The organism is Lamprobacter modestohalophilus (assembly GCF_016583905.1).
GTDB lineage: Bacteria > Pseudomonadota > Gammaproteobacteria > Chromatiales > Chromatiaceae > Lamprobacter > Lamprobacter modestohalophilus.
In genome coordinates this window covers 36925-54313 of record NZ_NRRY01000013.1, presented here as the reverse complement: position 1 = coordinate 54313, position 17389 = coordinate 36925, and the positions used below count along the sequence as shown (strand labels likewise).

Genomic DNA, 17389 nt, shown 5'->3' with positions numbered 1-17389 from the left:
CGCCATCGCGCTGGCACCAGGTGCTGGAGGACCTGCAACCCTTCCCCGGTCGCGCCGGCCTGACCTGGCGTATCGCGCTGCTGTGCGCGCTGGTGACCGGCGCGGCCATGATGTTCGAGATCCCCGAGGCGGCGATCAGTTGCTACTTGATCATCTTCTTGATGAAGCCCGATGCCGTGGCAAACATCGGCACCGGTATCGGCTTCCTGCTGCTGTTGCCGGGGCTGATCGCACTCCTGGCCTGGATCATCAACCTGACCCAGGGCTCGACCCTGCACATCATGTTGGCGATCGTCATCAGCTCCTGCCTATTGCTCTACCTCGGCGCGGCGACGCAGCTCGGCGAGCAAGGCAACGTGATGGCCTTGATCATCGCCTTCGTGCTGACGCTGATCGTCAAGGCGCCCTTCGGTGATGCCGCGACCTTCGCCTTGCGTGAGGCTTGGGCCATGGCCGCGCTGCCGATGCTCTTGATGATCGGCTTCAATCTGCTGCTCGGCTTTTCGCCGGTGGGGTTGTTGCGCGATAAGCTCCGCGCCCGGCTTGCCGCCGCCGCAGAGGCGCTGGAGACGGGTGATCGCGCGGAGTTGCGCGAATTGCTGCGCGAAGGCAACGCGCCCTTCGAGCCGCAGGCGCTGTCGGCCCGGCTGTTGCGGCTGGTGCCGCGCGCGGACGCCCGGCAAATCGCCGCCGACCTGCGCGCCGGCTATGCGCTGATGCTCGCGGTCTCGGCACTCCCGGATGATCTTGACCCGGCCCGGCGCGCCGCGCTCACAGACCAAATCCGCGCCGCCCATGAGGCGCTTGGTCAGGGCGAGGCGCCGGCGCCAGCTCCAGCTCCAGCTCCAGCTCCAGTTCCAGCTATGGCTATGGCTCCAGCTACGGCTCCGGCGCCGCCGCGATCGCCGTCTCGCACGCGCCTCATCGCCCAAAGTTCTCTCGAAGACGACGCCGCCTGCGCGGATGAGGCCGAGGTCGATCCTGCCGAGGGTGCAGCCTTGAATGACCCCGCCGAGCGAGCGGTCTCGGGTGCAGCCGGGGATGACCCCGCTGAGCAAGCCGCCTGGGCTGCAGCCTGTGATGATCCCGCCGAGCGAGCGGCCTGGGATACCCTCAATGTGCTCGCCGGTGCGCCCGAGGCCGAGGTCGTGCCGGCACCCAAGACGCCCTTCGTCGCCCCGGACGCGCTGAGCAATCCGGCCTACATCCGCTTAGCGTTCAAGACCACGGCGGCCGCGGTGATCTGCTTTCTCATCTATACGGCGATTGACTGGCAGGGTATCCATACGGCGATGGTCACCTGCTATGTCGCCGCGCTCGGCACCACCGGAGAGACCCTGCATAAGCTGACGTTGCGCATCATCGGCTGCCTGATCGGGGCAGCGATCGGGGTCGCGGCGATCTTTTGGGTCATCCCCCATATCGACGGCATCGGCGCGCTGATGGCATTGGTGTTCTTCGGCTGCCTGGTCGGCGCCTGGGTCTCGACCGGCCCCGAGCGCCTCTCTTACGCCGGCGTGCAGGTTGCACTGGCGTTCTTGCTCACGGTGCTACAAGGCTTCGGGCCGAGTGTCAGTCTGGACACGGCGCAGGGCCGTATCGTTGGCATCCTGCTTGGCAATCTCGTCGTCTATCTGATCTTTACGCGGCTCTGGCCGGCGCCCATCGTCGGCGAGGCCCGTGCCTTGTTCGCGCGCGCCCTCTCGGGGCTGGCCGGGATGGCGCGGCTGGCACCCGCCAGGCGACCGAACGCGGTCAGCAGCGCCGCCGCCATTGAATCGCTGGTCGGCAAGAGCGAGGAGGTCCTGCGCCTGCTGCCTTTCGAGCCCCGCGCGTTCAGGCCGACGCCTGAGAGCGAGGCGGCGCTGCATGGCGCGGTCGCCGAGATCGAGGCGCTCAATCGCGCGATCTGGCTGAGCCGTGATGCAGACCTCACGCAAACCGCCGAACAGCTCGACCGCCTTGCGGAACGCTTTTACGGACCTGCGGAAGAACCCGGACTCGCCGCCTCCGCCTCCGGCTCCAACAGCGGTTCCGACTGCGGCCTAAACCCCAATCCTTGTCCTGCGTCGTCTCCAACGCTACATGCCGGTCTAGCAACTTTCGTCGGCCCCTTCAGTCGCCAACTCAAACAGCTCCAGAGGGCCGCGGGATGACGGACCGTCATGCTTGGTTGCGCCGCGCTGGCGTCTTATTGCGCGATAGCGCTTCATGACAGGCTTTCACCTCAATGGGTGCGGTTTCCACATCATGTCGATCAGATGCTGCCATGTTGCGTAGACGACACAAGAAAAAGAGATCTCGCGCGGAGACGCAAAGGCGCAGAGAAGAAGAGAAGGACAAGAGAAGCGCACTGAGAACATCGAGCATGCGCTTTCTTCCTTTGCGCCTCTGCGTCTCTGCGCGAGCCTCTTCTTGCCACGTCAAAACATCACGCGACATCATGTCGAGGCTGCACCCCACCTCAATGCACCACGCCAGCGCCTCGGTGCGCGCTGGCGCTTCAGTGATCGCTGCCGCACTAGCTTTCACAGTCGTCCTCGGTCTGATGCTGATGCTGGCCGGCTGCGCCTCCAACGCAGAGAACATGACCTCCCCTTCGCCCGACCAGCCCTGGACGCCTAGCGGCGACGAGGAAACAGGCCTCTGGAGTCGCGCGCGCACGCATCAGCCAACACCAGATGACGGGACTGCACACTTCAGCATCCCTGCGGATTCAGCACGCGCGCAGTTCCCGCTGACCAAAGGGGTCGATCCAGACCGCACCTATGATCCGGACCGCACCTATCGCTTGCCCGAGCTGATCGACCTCGCACAACGGACGAACCCGGCGACCCGCACCGCCTGGCAGCAGGCACGGCAGGCGGCGCTGGCGGTCGGCATGGTGGAGGCGACCTACCTGCCGGTCATCAGCGCGACGGTGATTGGCGGATATCAGGAACTGACAACGCCGCTGCCGGACGTGCTGGGCGAAAACCTCAGTGTCGACACCAGCGAACAGGGTACGACGCAGATGCTCGCACTGCAGTGGCTGCTGTTTGACTTCGGCCAGCGCCAGGCGCTCGCGACGGCGGCCAAGCACACCGCGATCGCGGCAAACATCCTCTTCAACGGCACGCATCAACAGCTGATCTTCGAGGTGTCGCAGGCCTATTACCTCTACGGCGCTGCGATCCAGCGACGAGGCTTTGCCGAAACGGCGTTGCGCAACGCCGAAGCAGTCCGGACCGCCGTCGAAGCACGCGAGGCCCAAGGGCTCACGACCAGCGTCGAGTCGGCACAGGCGCGCCAAGCCGTGGCACAGGCCGAGTTACGACGGGTCCAGGCAGAGGGGGAAGAACGCGATGCGTATCAGAACCTGCTCGCTGCTGTGGGCGTGAATGCCCGGTTGCAGGTCGATGCGCTCAGCGCGGCGAGCCGGCCGCTTCCGGAGCCGGCCTCCGCACCGCTCGAGGCAACGATCCGACAAGCGCTTTCGCAGCGGCCCGACGTTGCGGCGAGCTACGCGGCGCTGCAGGCCAGCAAGGCCGGGGTAAAAGCCGCGCAGGCCGGTTCTCTGCCCAAGCTCTATGCCGGCGGAAACCTTGCTTCAGGGACGGGGGATTTTGATGTGTCCGGCCTGCCCACCATCGGTCAGCAGGGCTCAGGCAACGGTCTGCTACTCGGGGTCACGGTGCCACTCTACGATGCCGGTCTGCGAGAGGCTCAGGTCAGAGAAGCCGAGTCCCAAGCCGAGATGGCCGCCGATGAATTTCAACGGGTGCAGACCGCTGCGGTGACCGAGATCGTTGCAGCCCGAAATGCGCTGCGCACCGCGCTCGAATCACACCGCGCCGCCAGCGCCCTCGTCGAGGCCGCTGCGACCACCTATGATGCCGCCTTAGCGGCCTACCGCAATGGCGTCGGCACCGTCGATGCCGCAACAGAGGCGGACACCGCGCTACTCGATGCTCGCCAGGCGCAGGCCGAGGCACATGCGGCCACGCTGATCGGCGCGGTCAACCTCGCCTTTGTCGTCGGCTCGCTGACCTCGGGCGAGGGCCTGCCCTGATGTGCGTCCGTTTCCATCATTTGATTCAAAACGCCCGGCTCTGGATCGAGACTTGTCAATGCGAGTCTCGTCTCACCGTCGCACAATTCCGACTGAACTGATCGGAAAAGCAACGAGGAGACGCGATCATGCCCCAACAACGACGACACGACATGGGTACCGGCGGTGCTTGCTTCTGTCCGAAGTGCGCGTATCGCGCCGAGCATCAACGCGGGGTGCCCTGCCAAGACGAGCGCTGCCCGCAGTGCGGTGCCAAGCTGATTCGCGAGGGCTCTCATCACGATGCGCTGTTGCAACAGAAACGTCAGGGCTAGGACTCGCTTGCGATGAAGATTTATCTCGACTGCTGGCCCTGCTTTCTGCGTCAGGCACTGAGCGCGGCGCGCCGGGCCGGCGCTCCGCCCGCACTGCAGCGCGCGATCCTGGAAGAGACCATGACCGAGCTAGGGGCGGTCTCGGACGCGGCGACACCACCAGAGATGGGCAACCAGATTCATCGGCTAGTGCGCGAGCGCACCCAGGTGGCAGACCCCTACCGCGAGAGCAAACAGGAGGCTACTGCCAGCGCCCTCGCCTTGCTGCCGATGCTCAAGGAGCGGGTGGCGACTGCAACCGACCCGCTCGCAACCGCGGTGCGCATCGCGATCGCTGGCAATATCATCGACTACGGCGTCGCCGAGACCTTCGACCTGGAAGCGACCTTGGAGCGCGTGCTGCAGGCGACACCAGCGATCGATGACCTAGCACCGTTGCGCCAGACCTTGCAGCAGGTCGATCGAGTGCTGTATCTGGCCGACAATGCCGGTGAGACGGTCTTTGATCGCGTCCTGATCGAGGCCCTGCCGGTGCCAGTGGACTATGTTGTGAAGGCCGGTCCCGTGCTCAACGATGCCACCCGCGAGGAGGCGACCGAGGCCGGTCTCGATCAGGTCGCTGCGCTCAGCGATACCGGCTGCGACGCGATGGGCACCCCGCTCGGCCTCTGCTCGAGTGCCTTTCGTGAGCGCTTCGAGCGTGCCGGCCTGATCATTGCCAAGGGCCAGGCGAACTACGAGACGCTCAGCAACGTCGATGCGCCGATTTGCTTCCTGCTGCAGGCCAAGTGTTCCGTGATCGCCGAGGATATTGGCGTCGCCCCCGGCAGCGTCATCATCAAGGCGAGTGATGCCTTAAGCGCCGCAGTCTCGGCCACTAGCAAGGGTGCCGGCTAAGATGTCTCGTCACCATTCCGGACGACGAAGCGCTTGTTTCAGGCTAACCCCCCTGTTCGAGACCCGCTGCGCCTCTTTAGGCGCTGCCTGATGCTCAGCGCTCCTCGGCCGTGCTGCCCTCGATCGGCGTGATCGGCTCGGCGCGACCGCCCAGTTGCTCGGCGAGGAACTGCTCGATGCGCGCATTCGCGTCGAGCCGGTTCTCGGGGCGCGCGAAGCCGTGGCCTTCGTCGGGGAAGACGATGTAGGTGACCGGGAGATCCTTCTCGCGCATCGCGGCGACGATCTGATCGGCCTCGGCGATCTTCACGCGCGGATCATTGGCGCCCTGCAGCACCATTAGCGGCGCCTCGATCTTCTCGGCATGGAACAGCGGCGAGATGCGGCGGTTCAGCTCCGGATCGTTCTCGACATCGCCCACCCGCTTGACTAACTGCTTCTTCATCGGCGCCCAATACGGCGGCACCGATTGGAACAGGGTCTCGATATTGGAGGGCCCAACAATGTCGACGCCGCAGGCATAGAGGTCAGGCGTGAACGCGAGGCCAGCTAGGGTCGCATAACCGCCGTAGGAACCACCGTAGATGCAGATACGCTCAGGGTCGGCGATGTCCTGCTCAATCGCCCAGCGCACCGCGTCGGTGAGATCATGCTGCATGGCACCGACGCCCCACTCCTCGTTGCCGGCGTTCAAGAAGGCCTTGCCGAAGCCAGTCGAGCCGCGGAAATTCACCTGCAGCACGGCATAGCCCCGGTTCGCTAGCCACTGCGCCTGCGCGCTATAGCCCCAGTCGTCACGCGCCCAAGGACCCCCGTGAACTAGCAGCACCAGCGGCAGCTGCTTGGGCTCGAGCCCGAGCGGCAGGGTCAGATAGGACGGCAGCGTTAGGCCGTCGCGAGCCTGGATCTCGAGCGGCTGCATCTTGGCGAGATCACACTCGGCCAGCTCCGGGCGGGTGACGAACAGGCGCTCGACCTTGCGTGGCTCGCGGTCATAGAGATAGTAGGCAGCCGGCCCATCATCAGGCTGGTCGACGAAGACCCAGCGGTCATCGGCCAGGGTTCGGCTGACGATCGCGACCGTGCCCTCGGCGGTCTCCTCCAGATAGGCCATGTCGTCGGCGATGCTCGAGTCGATGATCGTCCATTCTGGCTTCAGATAATCGAACTCGACCGCCTGCACCCGATGCTCGGTCGGATGCATGATCACCGAGCCAACGTCGGCCTTAGCATGCCGGGCCAGCTCTGCGCTCGGCTTGCCGGTCTTGAGATCCAGCGCCAGCAACCGAGTCGTGTCCGAGCCGAGCGAGCTCGTGACAAAGAGCTGATCGCCCTGATCATTAAAGGCCAGCGCACCGCCGTTCTCGCCAAAGGGGAAGCGCAGCAGCTCACGCCAAGGCTGACTGATCTCGTCACGGACACGAATGATGTCGTCGCCCGTCTCGGGGTCGGTGGCTTCAGCGGCACGAATGCGGAACTCGGCATCGGTTAGCCAGCTGACCACATCGCCCGGATTCTCGGTATCCAGCGAGACCTTGCCGCTGTCGAGCTGGACCCGGTACATGTCGAAGACGCTCGGGTCACGCTGATTGAGTCCGACCAGAATCTCGTTTGGATGCTTGGGGTCGGTCATCAGATTCTGCGCACGCACACCCTCAAAGGGGGTCAAATCGCGTGCCTCTGAGCCATCCAACGGCGCCGCGTAGAGATGCCAATTTTCATCGCCACCCTCGTCCTGCACGTAAAGGATGCGAGTGCCATCCTCGGTCCAGCCATAGCTGCGAATGCCGCGTTTTTGATCATTCGTGATCTGGCGCGCCTCTTGGCTGCGGTCGGCCGGCTGAACCCAGACGTTGAGCACATCGTTCGCGGACGGCGCGAGCCAGCTCAGATGCCGACCATCCGGCGACAGCCTCGCCTGGGCGCGGGTTGGATTGCCGAACAGAACCTCGCGCGGGATCAGGGTCGGCAGCCCGCTGCCACCCGCATCTGCAGCGGTGGGATCAGGGGCGGAATCAGATGCTTGGCTGGACATAGCGCTGCTCAGGAGGATAGCGGAGGCAAATCGAAGGATGGAGGAGCCTGGCTTCATGGGGTCAGATCAGTCTTGTCGAGCTTCACGGGCTTTGACGATCAGCGCGTCCGCGATCTCGATCAGATCGGCCTTGCTCTTAGCGCCCTCGCCAAGGACGACGTAACGCCCATCGACGATGATCATCGGCACTGCGTCGACGCGAAAACGAGCCGCCAGGGTATTCGCGCGCGCCAGCGCTGCCTCGACCGCAAAGCTGTTGTAGAACTTGGCGAAGGCCTCGCGATCAACGCCCTGCTCGCCAATCCAGTTGAGTGCGGTCTTTTCGGTGTAGAGATTGGTCCGCTGCTTGATGACGGCATCGAAAACCATCTGGTCCAACGTCTCCAGCTCATCCGCGAAATCGAGGGCGAAGTAGAGTCGCGACAGGCTCTCCCAAGCGGCGCGTCCAAAGGTGACCGGCACGCGCTCAAAGCGCACATCGCTCGGCAATCCCTCAGCCCACTGCTTGATCAGCGGGTTGATGTCGCCGCAGTGTGGACAGCCGTAGGAAAAGAACTCCAAGACCTCGATCTCATCGCCTTCTTGCTCGGTTGCTGGGGCACTGACCGCCTTCCAGTCGCGACCCTCGACAAGCTCCGCGCTCGCCGTCAAGGGCAGACAGAGGAAGGCCAGAAAGGCCAGCAAGTAGAGGCTGAATCGGCGCCGAATCGCATCCATTGTCACATCTCCAGACAAGACTCTCAGGGGCATCCGACCGAGCGGACGGACAACGAACTCGCACAACGCGGACTGCTATCAGCAGCCAGGCCGCTGTTCTGCGCGAAGGGTTAACGGATAGAGCAGTTCGTGCCGTCGGCGATGACGACACGCATGACGGCTACAATACTTGCTTACTGCTCAAGCACCTGCACAAGCCGCTTGGGCTCGACGAAGCCGGGTACCAGTTGACCGTTCTCAAGAATGATGGCTGGGGTACCACGAATGCCCATCAGCTCGCCCAGCTCCATGTGGCGCTGCACTGGGTTGTTGCAGGCCTTGCTGTCGACTGGATTACCGTTCTTGGCCTCGGTCATCGCGGCGCGCTGATCGTCAGCGCACCAGACCGCGACGGCCTTATCGTAGGAGGGCGTGTCGACACCGGTGCGCGGATAGAACAGGTAGCGCACGCTGATGCCTTCCGCCTGATAACCATCGATCTGCTGATGCAGCTTGCGGCAGTAGCCGCAGTCGATGTCGGTGAAGACGGTGATCTGGTGCTTGGCGTTCGGCGCATCAAAGACGATCATCTCATCCTCGCCGAGGGCTTCAACCGCACGCTGACGTGCCTCGTTTTGCGCCTTTTCAGCCAGGTTTTCGCGGGTTTCCAGGTCAACGATGGCGCCGTCGATCAGATAGCGGCCATCGCCAGTCATGTACATCACCTGCGGGCCAATCTCGACCTGGAACAGGCCCTTGATTGGGGTCGGCTGCACGCTGGTTGGCTTCGCATCCGGTAGCACCTTGGCCAAGGCCTCGCGGATGGTCTGCGCCTCACTGGCGCTGCCTGCCGTGCTGACGGCGAGCAGTGTGACGGCCATGGCGAGGCCAGCGGCCCCGATCCTCAAACGCATTGTCATGCTGTTTTCCTCAGGTCTCTAAGACGATGTGCAATGGGGACTAAACTCTATGGGGACGCATTTCAATCAACTCCGCTTGTGCCCCTGGATCCCTAGACTTGGTGATTGCGTGCTCAGTTGCGAAGCGAGCGACAGTCCTCACCGGCAAAACCCGGCAACATAGAGCATGCGGCGGATTAGGTCTACTGCTGGCGGGTTACCATCTGTTCAGACGGCAACTCATCTCAAGCACGCGGCGGCTCGTATCAAGCACGCGGGTGGTGCTTCTCGTGCAACTGCTTTAAACGTTCGCGCGCCACATGGGTGTAGATCTGCGTGGTCGAGAGATCGCTATGCCCGAGCAACATCTGTACGACGCGCAGATCGGCCCCATGGTTCAACAGGTGCGTCGCAAAGGCATGCCGCAAGGTGTGCGGCGAGAGGGGCTTGATGATCCCGGCCAGGGCGGCATAGCGTTTGATGAGTTGCCAGAAGGCCTGACGTGTCATGCAATCGCTGCGCTGAGTCGGAAACAGATAGTCGCAGGTCCGACTGCCGAGCAGCACCGCCCTCGGCCCCCTTGCATAGCTGACCAGCCAGCTGGTCGCCTCCTCGCCGAGTGGGACCAAGCGCTCTTTGTCGCCCTTGCCGGTGATGCGCACCACACCCTGCGTCAGACTCACGGCGTCTGGTCTCAGGGTGACCAGCTCAGTGACGCGCAAGCCGCTGGCGTAGAGCACCTCCAGCATGGTGCGATCGCGATGGCCGCGTGGATCATCGGCATCGGGCGCCTCCAGCAGCGCCTCGACGTCGGCCTCGGTCAATGTCTTTGGCAGCGGTCGGCCCAGCCGCGGCGCCTCGACGCGCTCGCTGGGGTCTTCTGCAATCACGCCCTGACGCCGCAGGTGCCCATAGAACTGCCGCAAGCAGGACAGGACGCGTGCTGATGAGCGCGGCTTGCGACCCTGCTGTGCGAGCACCGCAAGATAGTCGAGCAGATCGCTACGCTGGGCCAGTGTCAGGCCACGCCGATGCTCTCGAGTGAGCCAGAGATGAAAGCCACGGAGGTCCGACTGATAGGCGGCGAGCGTGTTCGCGCTCAGCCCACGTTCCATCCAGAGCGCATCGGCAAAGGCTTCGATCACGCGCAGCCCGCTATCATCGCCTGGGCTCAAGCCCTGCTCGGCCTGGCCTTCAGTCAGGTCGCCCGTCTGCCTCATTGCTGGACCCTCGCCTCGCTCGGCCATCGTGGCTCCAGTGGCTCCAGTGGCTCCAGTGTCTCCGATTGCCTCGGTTGCTCCGGGCTGAACATTGCCTCATGGTCGAGCAGCCAGCGCTTGATCTCGATGAGGCGGCCGCTGCGATCGCCTGCGAAGCCGCCAAGACCGCGAGCAGCGATGACCCGGTGGCAGGGAATCCGAAGCGGCACGGGATTAGCGCGACAGGCATTGCCAACCGCGCGCGCGGAGCTGTCGAGCGCTTCCGCGAGCGACCCATAGGTGCGAGGGCACCCGGGCGGAAGAGCCGCGATCATCGCCCAGACCCGGCGCTGAAAGACCGTACCCGTCGGCTCGATGGCGCAGCTGAAGTGATGCCGCGGGTCGGTGAAATAGGCCTCCATCTCAGCACTCAGCCATGTTGGCGCGGCTACCCTCGCCCGCGCCTGCTCGAGCGTTGGTCCCGTCGCAAGCTCAGGCGCGAGCAGAACCCGTATCAACTGATGGTCCTGCCAAAAAATGCCAATCGCGCCAAAGGGTGTCGGAAGCTGACTGTAATTCATCGCGCCGAACCGGCTAAGCTAGTGGGATGTCCAGTATCAATCAGACCCAGCCGATGGCCAACCCTTCCGCAGCAATCGATGCCTTCTGGGAGCGCATTGCGCTCGATCAGCTCTCCGCCACGCAGTGGGAATCACTCTGTGACGGCTGCGCCAAGTGCTGCGTCAACAAGTATGAAGACGAGGACACCGGGGCCATCCATTACACCGATGTCGCCTGCTATCTCCTCGATCAGGACGGCTGCCAATGCACCGACTATCCGCATCGCTCCGAGCGCGTGCCCGACTGCGTCACGCTGACGCCAGCAACCCTAGCAGAGCCCTACTGGCTGCCTGAGACCTGCGCCTATCGGCTCGTCGCCGAGGGTAAACCGCTGCCAGACTGGCATCCGCTCATCTGCGGCGATCCTGACGCGGTACACCGTCTCGGTCAGAGTGTCCGTGGTCGAGTCGAATCCGAGACCACCGCTGGCGATCCACTGATGCGCCTGATCACCTGGATTCGGTGAGTACCATGCCCGAGCACAGCGCAAAAACCACCCCCGCCAACACCACCCCCGCCAACACCCCAATCCAAACTACGACTCCGACATCGGCCTCAGCATTAGCCTCAGCCTCAACCTCAACTAACGCACTCAATTCCGGATCTGAGCGCACCCTCGTGCTGGCCTCGACCTCGCCATTCCGGCGCGAGCTGCTCGACCGCCTCGGCCTCCGTTTCCAGACCGCCGCGCCGGATTGCGACGAGACGCGCCTCACCGACGAGCCACCGCAAGCACTGGTCCAACGGCTCGCGGAGGCGAAGGCACGCGCGGTCGCGGCACAGTTTCCGGATGCGCTGATCATCGGCTCGGATCAGGTCGCCTGCCTGGACGAGCAGGTGTTGGGCAAACCCGGCAGCCGCGAGCGGGCGCTCGAACAGCTACGCCAGGCCTCTGGGCGCCGTGTCACCTTTGAGACCGGGCTGTGCCTCTTTGATGCACGCAAGGCCCAAGCCCAAGTCTGCTGCGAGTCCTATCAGGTGCACTTTCGTCAGCTATCGGAGGCCGAGATCGCCGCCTATGTCGACCGCGAGCAGCCGTTTGGCTGCGCCGGCAGCTTCAAGTCGGAGGGGCTCGGGATCGCGCTGTTCGAGCGCTTAGAGGGCGCTGACCCGACCAGCCTCATCGGGCTGCCGCTGATTCGGCTCTGCGAGCTGCTACGCGCAGCCGGAATCGATCCGTTGCAGGCCTGAAGCAGGCGCACCTAGGGAATTATGAGGCGATGGAGGAACCATTGGCAGACATGGCCCCACTCCGCGACCTCTGCCGCCAACTAGCGCGCGTCCAGGCCCAAGCCACCCCACCCATCGACACAGGCTTGCGATTTAGCCAGGTCTCTTCCAATACATTCCAGTGCCCGGCCTGTGGCGAGGTCATCAACCTCCACGAAGGAATCCATGGCGAAGAATAAGCCCGAAAATGCCAAGTCCCTAGAATCCTGGATCTGGGACGCCGCCTGCTCCATTCGCGGAGCCAAGGATGCACCCAAATACAAGGACTACATCCTCCCGCTGATCTTCACCAAGCGCCTCTGCGACGTCTTCGACGACGAGTTGAACCGCATCGCCGCGGAGGTCGGCTCGCGCCGGTCGGCCTTCGCGCTCGCCAAGGCCGACCACAAGCTGGTGCGCTTCTACCTGCCGCTGGTCCCGGAGGACCCCGAGCAACCCGTCTGGTCCGTCATCCGCAAGTTCGCGGACAGAATCGGCGAAGGCGTCACCACCCAGATGCGCGCCATCGCGCGGGAAAACCCGCTGTTGCAGGGCATCATCGACCGCGTCGACTTCAACGCCACCACCCACGGCCAGCGCGACCTCGACGACGATCGCCTCTCTAATCTGATTGAAGCGATCAGCACCAAGCGCCTGGGCCTGGACGACGTCGAGGCCGACATCATTGGCAAGAGCTACGAATACCTGATCCGCAAGTTCGCCGAGGGCGGCGGCCAGAGCGCCGGCGAGTTCTATACCCCGCCCGAGGTCGGCACCATCATGTCCCGCGTGCTCGCGCCGGAGCCGGGCATGGAGATCTACGACCCCTGCTGCGGCTCCGGCGGCCTGCTGATCAAGTGCGAGATCGCGATGGAGGAGACGGCCAAGAGCGAACGGCCCGCTCCGCTCAAGCTCTATGGCCAGGAGTACATCGCCGACACCTGGGCCATGGCCAACATGAACCTGATCATTCACGACTTCGAGGGTGAGATCGAGATCGGCGATACCTTCAAGCACCCCAAATTTCGCTGGCGCGGCCGACTGCGCACCTTCGACCGCGTCGTCGCCAATCCCATGTGGAACCAGAACTGGTTCACCGAGGCCGACTACGACAACGACGAGCTCGACCGCTTCCCCGCCGGGGCCGGCTTCCCCGGCAAGTCCTCCGCCGACTGGGGCTGGGTGCAGCACATGCACGCCAGCCTCAACGACAAAGGCCGCGCCGCCGTCGTCCTCGACACCGGCGCCGCTTCCCGCGGATCAGGCAATGCCGGCACCAACAAGGAGAAGACCGTCCGCCAGTGGTTCGTCGACCACGACCTGATCGAGAGCGTCCTCTACCTGCCCGAGAACCTCTTCTACAACACCACCGCGCCGGGGATCGTCCTGTTCCTGAACAAGGCCAAGCCCGAGGCACGGCGCGGTAAGGTCTTCCTCGTCAACGCCAGCCAGGTCTTCGACAAGGGCGACCCTAAGAACTTCATCCCGCCCGAGGGCATCGCACGCATCGCCGACACCCTCATCGGGTGGAAGGAAGCGGACAAGCTCAGCCAGATCGTCGATCTCGCGGAGTTGAAGAAGAACGACTACAACATCTCCCCCAGCCGCTACATCCATACCAGCGACGCCGAAACCTATCGGCCGCTGGAGGAGATCGTCGCCGACCTGGACGCGGCGGAGGCCGAGGCGCGCGAGGCCGATGCCGCGCTACGGGAGATTCTGCGGAAGATCGGGGTATGAGCGAGCCCAACGACCTGAACGACGCCCCCGACCGCTTGCTGGGCGAGTTGCGGGGCATGATCACAGATGCGCGGGAACAGCTCGCCCAGACCGCCAATGCCGCGCTCACGATGCTCTACTGGAACTTGGGGAGTCGGCTGCACCGCGAGATTCTCGGCGAGAAACGTGCCGAATACGGTACGCAGATTGTCGCCGCAGTGGGGCGACAATTGTCCGGCTGGCTCGGAAGCGCCTTCAGTGAGGAGAACCTCTGGCGAATGATTCAATTTGCGGAGGCGTTTTCGTCGAAGCCCAGAAGATTGACAAGGCGTTGAAGGAGATTCTTTAGAAGCCGTGATTATGAGTAACTGGCAGCAAACCACAGTTGGTGAGATTGCCACCGGATTCCTCAACGGAGGAACGCCAACAACCTCGCGGGCTGATTTCTGGAAGGGAGAGATTCCTTGGATCACAAGCAAGTGGCTTGGGGAGAAATTAGAACTCACAACCGGGGAAAAATTCGTGTCCGAAGAAGCGGTCAAGAAGACCGCCACCAAGATCGTCCCCAAAGACAGTATCATCTTCGCAACGCGGGTAGGAGTCGGCAAAGTTGGCATCAACCGGATTGACCTCGCCCTCAATCAGGATCTCGCAGGCGTTCTGATCGACAACGAGAACTATGACATCAAGTTTCTCGCTTACCAACTCGGGATCGATTCGATCCAGCAATACGTTGCGATGAACAAGCGCGGCGCGACGATCAAGGGAATCACGCGGGACTGCCTCGAACAGATCCGGCTCAACGTCCCCCCACTCCCCGAGCAGAAGCGGATCGCGCACATCCTTTCGACGGTGCAGCGGGCAATCGAAGCGCAGCAGCGGATCATTCAGACCACCACCGAGCTGAAAAAGGCCCTCATGCACAAGCTCTTCATCGAAGGCCTTCGCAACGAAGCCTGAAAAGAGACCGAAATCGGCCCCGTGCCCGAAAGCTGGGAGGTGGTGGAGTTGGAAACCCTATTTGAGAAGCAGCCACAGAACGGAATCTACAAGCACAAGCGCGACTACGGCTCAGGCACCCAGATTTTGCGAATCGATGACTTCAGCAACGACGGTGACGTCGTTAACCGAGCTGGAAACCTTGTCGCGCTGGCTCGCGACGAAATCGAAACCTACGGACTGGAACCTGGCGACATCGTCATCAACCGAGTGAACAGTCTTTCCCACTTGGGCAAGACCGCCCTGATCGGAGCGATCAGCGGTGATATGGTCTTTGAGTCCAATATGATGCGGTTCTCGGTCGACGAATCGCAGGTTCTGAAAGAATACGTCTTCAAGTTTTTAAGTTCCCCGCTGACCAAGAAGCAGATCATCGGGACAGCGAAGCGTGCCGTTGCGCAGTCGAGCATCAACCAGGGCGACGTTAAGGCGATCATCGTCCCCAAACCGACGCTTGAAGAACAGGGCGAGATTGTTGCGGCGCTTGACGCCACCGAAGCCAAGATCTCCCATTCGACCGATAAAGCAGCGGTTCTCCAAGACCTCTTCCGCACCCTCCTTCACGAACTGATGACCGCGAAGATCCGTGTTCACGAGTTGGAATTTGAAATGATGAATTTGGAATAGCCAATGGAAGCAAGAAACCGAAAAATCTCTGATTGGTATGGCAAGGTAGAGCGGGCCGAGATCAAGCTACCGCGCTTCCAGCGCTTTGAGGCATGGGACCGAAGCCGGATTTGCAGTCTGGTTGAGACCGTCATCAACAACCTGCCCTTGGGGATCACCCTAATCTTGGAGGTTGGTGACAAAGAAAAGTTTGTTTCCCGCCACCTGTCCACAGCTCCCGAGATCGATGGCCGTGTCTATGAACACCTGTTGGACGGACAACAGCGATTGACCGCTCTATGGCGCGTCTTTCAGAACAACTACGAGTGGGAAACCTATTTTATCTATCTCAAAGCGTTGGACGAATATGATGGCGACGCGGAAATGGAAGATCACACAGCCTACTGGCGAGGTCGCTACTACAAGAAGAACGGCGAGCGTTATCCGCTTTGGTGCGACGCTCCGGCACAAACGCTTCGCCGCGGACTGATTCCCGCCAACCTCCTGAGGCCAGAGGACATCCAGAACGAGATTGATGCTTGGCTAAAACAGGCACTGGAGCCAGTCCAGGCGCAACCTGGCGATTCAGCTGGAATTGAGGCCTACTATCAGAAGAAACAAGAAGTGAGCGATGCGATCAAAGATTTGAGGTCGGTGATCGCCAACTATAATTTGCCCTATCTGTCCCTTCCCGCGCACACCGAAAAGTCGGTTGCTTTGAACGTGTTCATCAACATGAATACGAATAGCAAGCCGCTCTCTACCTACGACATCATCGTCGCTGAGGTGGAAAGCGTGATGGGCAGATCACTTCATGATCTGGAAGAAATCCTCATCGCGAAGAGCCCGGAAATCGCCCACTACGAAGAACCTTCCAAGTTGATTCTCAACACGGCGGCTCTACTGCAAAACCAGCTACCGAACCAGCGCGGTGCGTGGGATATGGACAAGCGGGAGATGGTCAACCACTGGGCTACGCTGGAAAAAGGTCTGCAGCGGATGGCGCGCTTTTTGAAGTCGGAGGGGATCTTCGATGCCAACCGCCTGCCGACGAATGCTGTTCTTGCGGTGATCGCGGCGCTATACCGGGACATTCCCGAATCTGGCGACAAGCTGGGGCAGGACGAATTGCTTCTAAAACGCTATACCTGGAATGCCTTCTTCACAGATCGCTACGAAAACTCGGCAGCGACTCATGCCTTCTCAGATTTTAATGCTCTTCGGCGGATCGTGTGTGGCGAGAAGAAAGCCGATGGCGCAACGTTTGGAATCCAGGACGTCCCAATTTTTGCCGAGCATACCATGGTCGAGGCCGAAGAACTGATGACGGCCGAATGGCCCAAGCGGGCAAGCATCCGTGGACGTGCTGTACTGGCCGTGGCCTGCCGTCTCGGAGCACTCGATTTCTCCACGGGCGAACGGCTCGATAAAAACAACATCGGAGACCGCCATTATCACCACATCTTCCCTGATGCGCTGCTTAAGGAAGCCGAGATTGACAGCTTTCTGGCTTTGAACTGCGCACTGATCACCGACAAGACAAACATTTCCATCGGTAGGAAAGACCCGCTGGTTTATCTAAAGGATCGGTATCAATGGACGTTGGAAGGCATCGTCAACGAACGCCTGCAATCCCACCTGATTCCAATCGATGAGTTATCCAATGGCGGCTACGAAGGTCTGGGGGATTCGGAAAAGAACGAAAAGCTTGCTAGTGACTTCAATGTGTTCCTGTCCGCCCGCGCAGAGTTGATTAGCAAAGCCGCGAGGCGACTGGCCGAAGGACACCAGTTGAGCACCGGAGAGATTTATTCGCATGGAGACCCCCTGTCAACATAAGGCCGTTCAAGTGGGGATGCCGCACACCCGATGCATTTCGGACTACAAGCCATGAACAACACCCGGATCGAGGCGAAACTTCCCGCGGAGCTTGCAGCTCAGGCCCGAGCATTCGTGGCGGAAGGCTGGGCGACGGACTTCAACGATCTGCTGGTGGAGGCGCTACGGCGATTTCTGGAGTCCCACGAGACATTGCCGAAAGCTGGCGGTCGGGCTGGCGTCGACGGGGACGGGCTTTCTGCTGGAAAGCCAGGTGCAAACAAAGGCACCTCGTGACGGGTGCTTTAGCGACAAAAAAGACAGTT

Annotated in this window: 18 protein-coding genes; 12 read left to right on the top strand and 6 right to left on the bottom strand. The window is 62.1% G+C overall.

The annotated features are described in order from the left end of the window. The first annotated feature begins 20 nt into the window (after positions 1 to 20). On the top strand, positions 21 to 2156 hold the full coding sequence (locus CKO42_RS09945) for an FUSC family protein (protein WP_200243015.1): 2136 nt from the start codon (positions 21 to 23) through the stop codon (positions 2154 to 2156). A gap of 7 nt (positions 2157 to 2163) precedes the next feature. Here CKO42_RS09945 and CKO42_RS09940 read toward each other — a convergent pair whose 3' ends face one another. Next, complete coding sequence (locus CKO42_RS09940; RefSeq protein ID WP_200243012.1) at positions 2164 to 2532, bottom strand: hypothetical protein; 369 nt, start codon at positions 2530 to 2532, stop codon at positions 2164 to 2166. Positions 2533 to 2587: 55 nt separating this feature from the next. On the opposite strand from CKO42_RS09940, the gene CKO42_RS09935 reads away from it, so the two are divergent. The 3 genes from CKO42_RS09935 (at position 2588) to CKO42_RS09925 (ending at position 5262) form a co-directional block, all read left to right on the top strand. Continuing rightward, positions 2588 to 4051 carry a TolC family protein gene (locus tag CKO42_RS09935; protein ID WP_200243009.1) on the top strand — a complete coding sequence of 488 codons (1464 nt, stop codon included), beginning with the start codon at positions 2588 to 2590 and terminating at the stop codon, positions 4049 to 4051. 128 nt (positions 4052 to 4179) lie between these two features. Beyond that, positions 4180 to 4365: a ferredoxin gene (locus tag CKO42_RS09930; RefSeq protein ID WP_200243005.1), complete on the top strand. Its 186-nt coding sequence runs from the start codon at positions 4180 to 4182 to the stop codon at positions 4363 to 4365. Between the two features lie 12 nt (positions 4366 to 4377). Continuing rightward, the gene (locus CKO42_RS09925; RefSeq protein WP_200243002.1) at positions 4378 to 5262 is read left to right on the top strand and encodes a damage-control phosphatase ARMT1 family protein; all 885 of its coding nucleotides are present in this window, start codon (positions 4378 to 4380) and stop codon (positions 5260 to 5262) included. A 94-nt stretch (positions 5263 to 5356) separates the two neighbouring features. Here the strand turns inward: CKO42_RS09925 and CKO42_RS09920 are convergent, their stop codons facing one another. The 5 genes from CKO42_RS09920 to CKO42_RS09900 form a co-directional block, all read right to left on the bottom strand. After that, positions 5357 to 7297, bottom strand: a complete 1941-nt coding sequence (locus tag CKO42_RS09920; protein WP_200242999.1) for a S9 family peptidase — start codon at positions 7295 to 7297, stop codon at positions 5357 to 5359. A gap of 66 nt (positions 7298 to 7363) precedes the next feature. Continuing rightward, entirely contained in the window at positions 7364 to 8014 is a 651-nt protein-coding gene (locus CKO42_RS09915; RefSeq protein ID WP_200242996.1) for a thiol:disulfide interchange protein DsbA/DsbL, read from the bottom strand. A gap of 173 nt (positions 8015 to 8187) precedes the next feature. Then, a complete protein-coding gene (locus tag CKO42_RS09910; protein ID WP_200242994.1) occupies positions 8188 to 8913 on the bottom strand; it encodes a DsbC family protein in 726 nt (241 codons plus the stop codon). A 245-nt stretch (positions 8914 to 9158) separates the two neighbouring features. Next, the gene (gene xerD, locus CKO42_RS09905; RefSeq protein WP_274608902.1) at positions 9159 to 10139 is read right to left on the bottom strand and encodes a site-specific tyrosine recombinase XerD; all 981 of its coding nucleotides are present in this window, start codon (positions 10137 to 10139) and stop codon (positions 9159 to 9161) included. Further along, complete coding sequence (locus CKO42_RS09900; RefSeq protein ID WP_200242993.1) at positions 10109 to 10672, bottom strand: methylated-DNA--[protein]-cysteine S-methyltransferase; 564 nt, start codon at positions 10670 to 10672, stop codon at positions 10109 to 10111. Before CKO42_RS09900 ends, xerD begins: the two co-directional genes overlap by 31 nt. A 26-nt stretch (positions 10673 to 10698) precedes the next feature. Between CKO42_RS09900 and CKO42_RS09895 the strand changes: the two genes are divergently transcribed. From CKO42_RS09895 to CKO42_RS09860, 8 genes are all read left to right on the top strand, one after another. After that, on the top strand, positions 10699 to 11178 hold the full coding sequence (locus CKO42_RS09895; RefSeq protein WP_242479269.1) for a YcgN family cysteine cluster protein: 480 nt from the start codon (positions 10699 to 10701) through the stop codon (positions 11176 to 11178). A 152-nt stretch (positions 11179 to 11330) separates the two neighbouring features. Next, positions 11331 to 11903, top strand: coding sequence for a Maf family protein (locus CKO42_RS09890; RefSeq protein ID WP_338034891.1), 573 nt, complete (start codon positions 11331 to 11333; stop codon positions 11901 to 11903). Positions 11904 to 12107: 204 nt separating this feature from the next. Next, positions 12108 to 13661, top strand: a complete 1554-nt coding sequence (locus CKO42_RS09885) for a type I restriction-modification system subunit M (RefSeq protein ID WP_200242989.1) — start codon at positions 12108 to 12110, stop codon at positions 13659 to 13661. Continuing rightward, positions 13658 to 13975 (top strand): DUF1016 N-terminal domain-containing protein, encoded by a 318-nt coding sequence (locus tag CKO42_RS09880; RefSeq protein ID WP_200242976.1) that lies wholly within the window; start codon positions 13658 to 13660, stop codon positions 13973 to 13975. The genes CKO42_RS09885 and CKO42_RS09880 overlap by 4 nt, the downstream gene beginning before the upstream one ends. A gap of 25 nt (positions 13976 to 14000) precedes the next feature. Next, positions 14001 to 14600: a restriction endonuclease subunit S gene (locus CKO42_RS09875; RefSeq protein WP_242479268.1), complete on the top strand. Its 600-nt coding sequence runs from the start codon at positions 14001 to 14003 to the stop codon at positions 14598 to 14600. A 21-nt stretch (positions 14601 to 14621) separates the two neighbouring features. After that, a complete protein-coding gene (locus tag CKO42_RS09870; protein ID WP_200242964.1) occupies positions 14622 to 15266 on the top strand; it encodes a restriction endonuclease subunit S in 645 nt (214 codons plus the stop codon). 3 nt (positions 15267 to 15269) lie between these two features. Next, entirely contained in the window at positions 15270 to 17084 is a 1815-nt protein-coding gene (locus CKO42_RS09865) for a DUF262 domain-containing protein (RefSeq protein WP_200242961.1), read from the top strand. Between the two features lie 51 nt (positions 17085 to 17135). Then, positions 17136 to 17360, top strand: coding sequence for a hypothetical protein (locus CKO42_RS09860; RefSeq protein ID WP_200242958.1), 225 nt, complete (start codon positions 17136 to 17138; stop codon positions 17358 to 17360). The last annotated feature ends 29 nt before the right edge of the window (positions 17361 to 17389 follow it).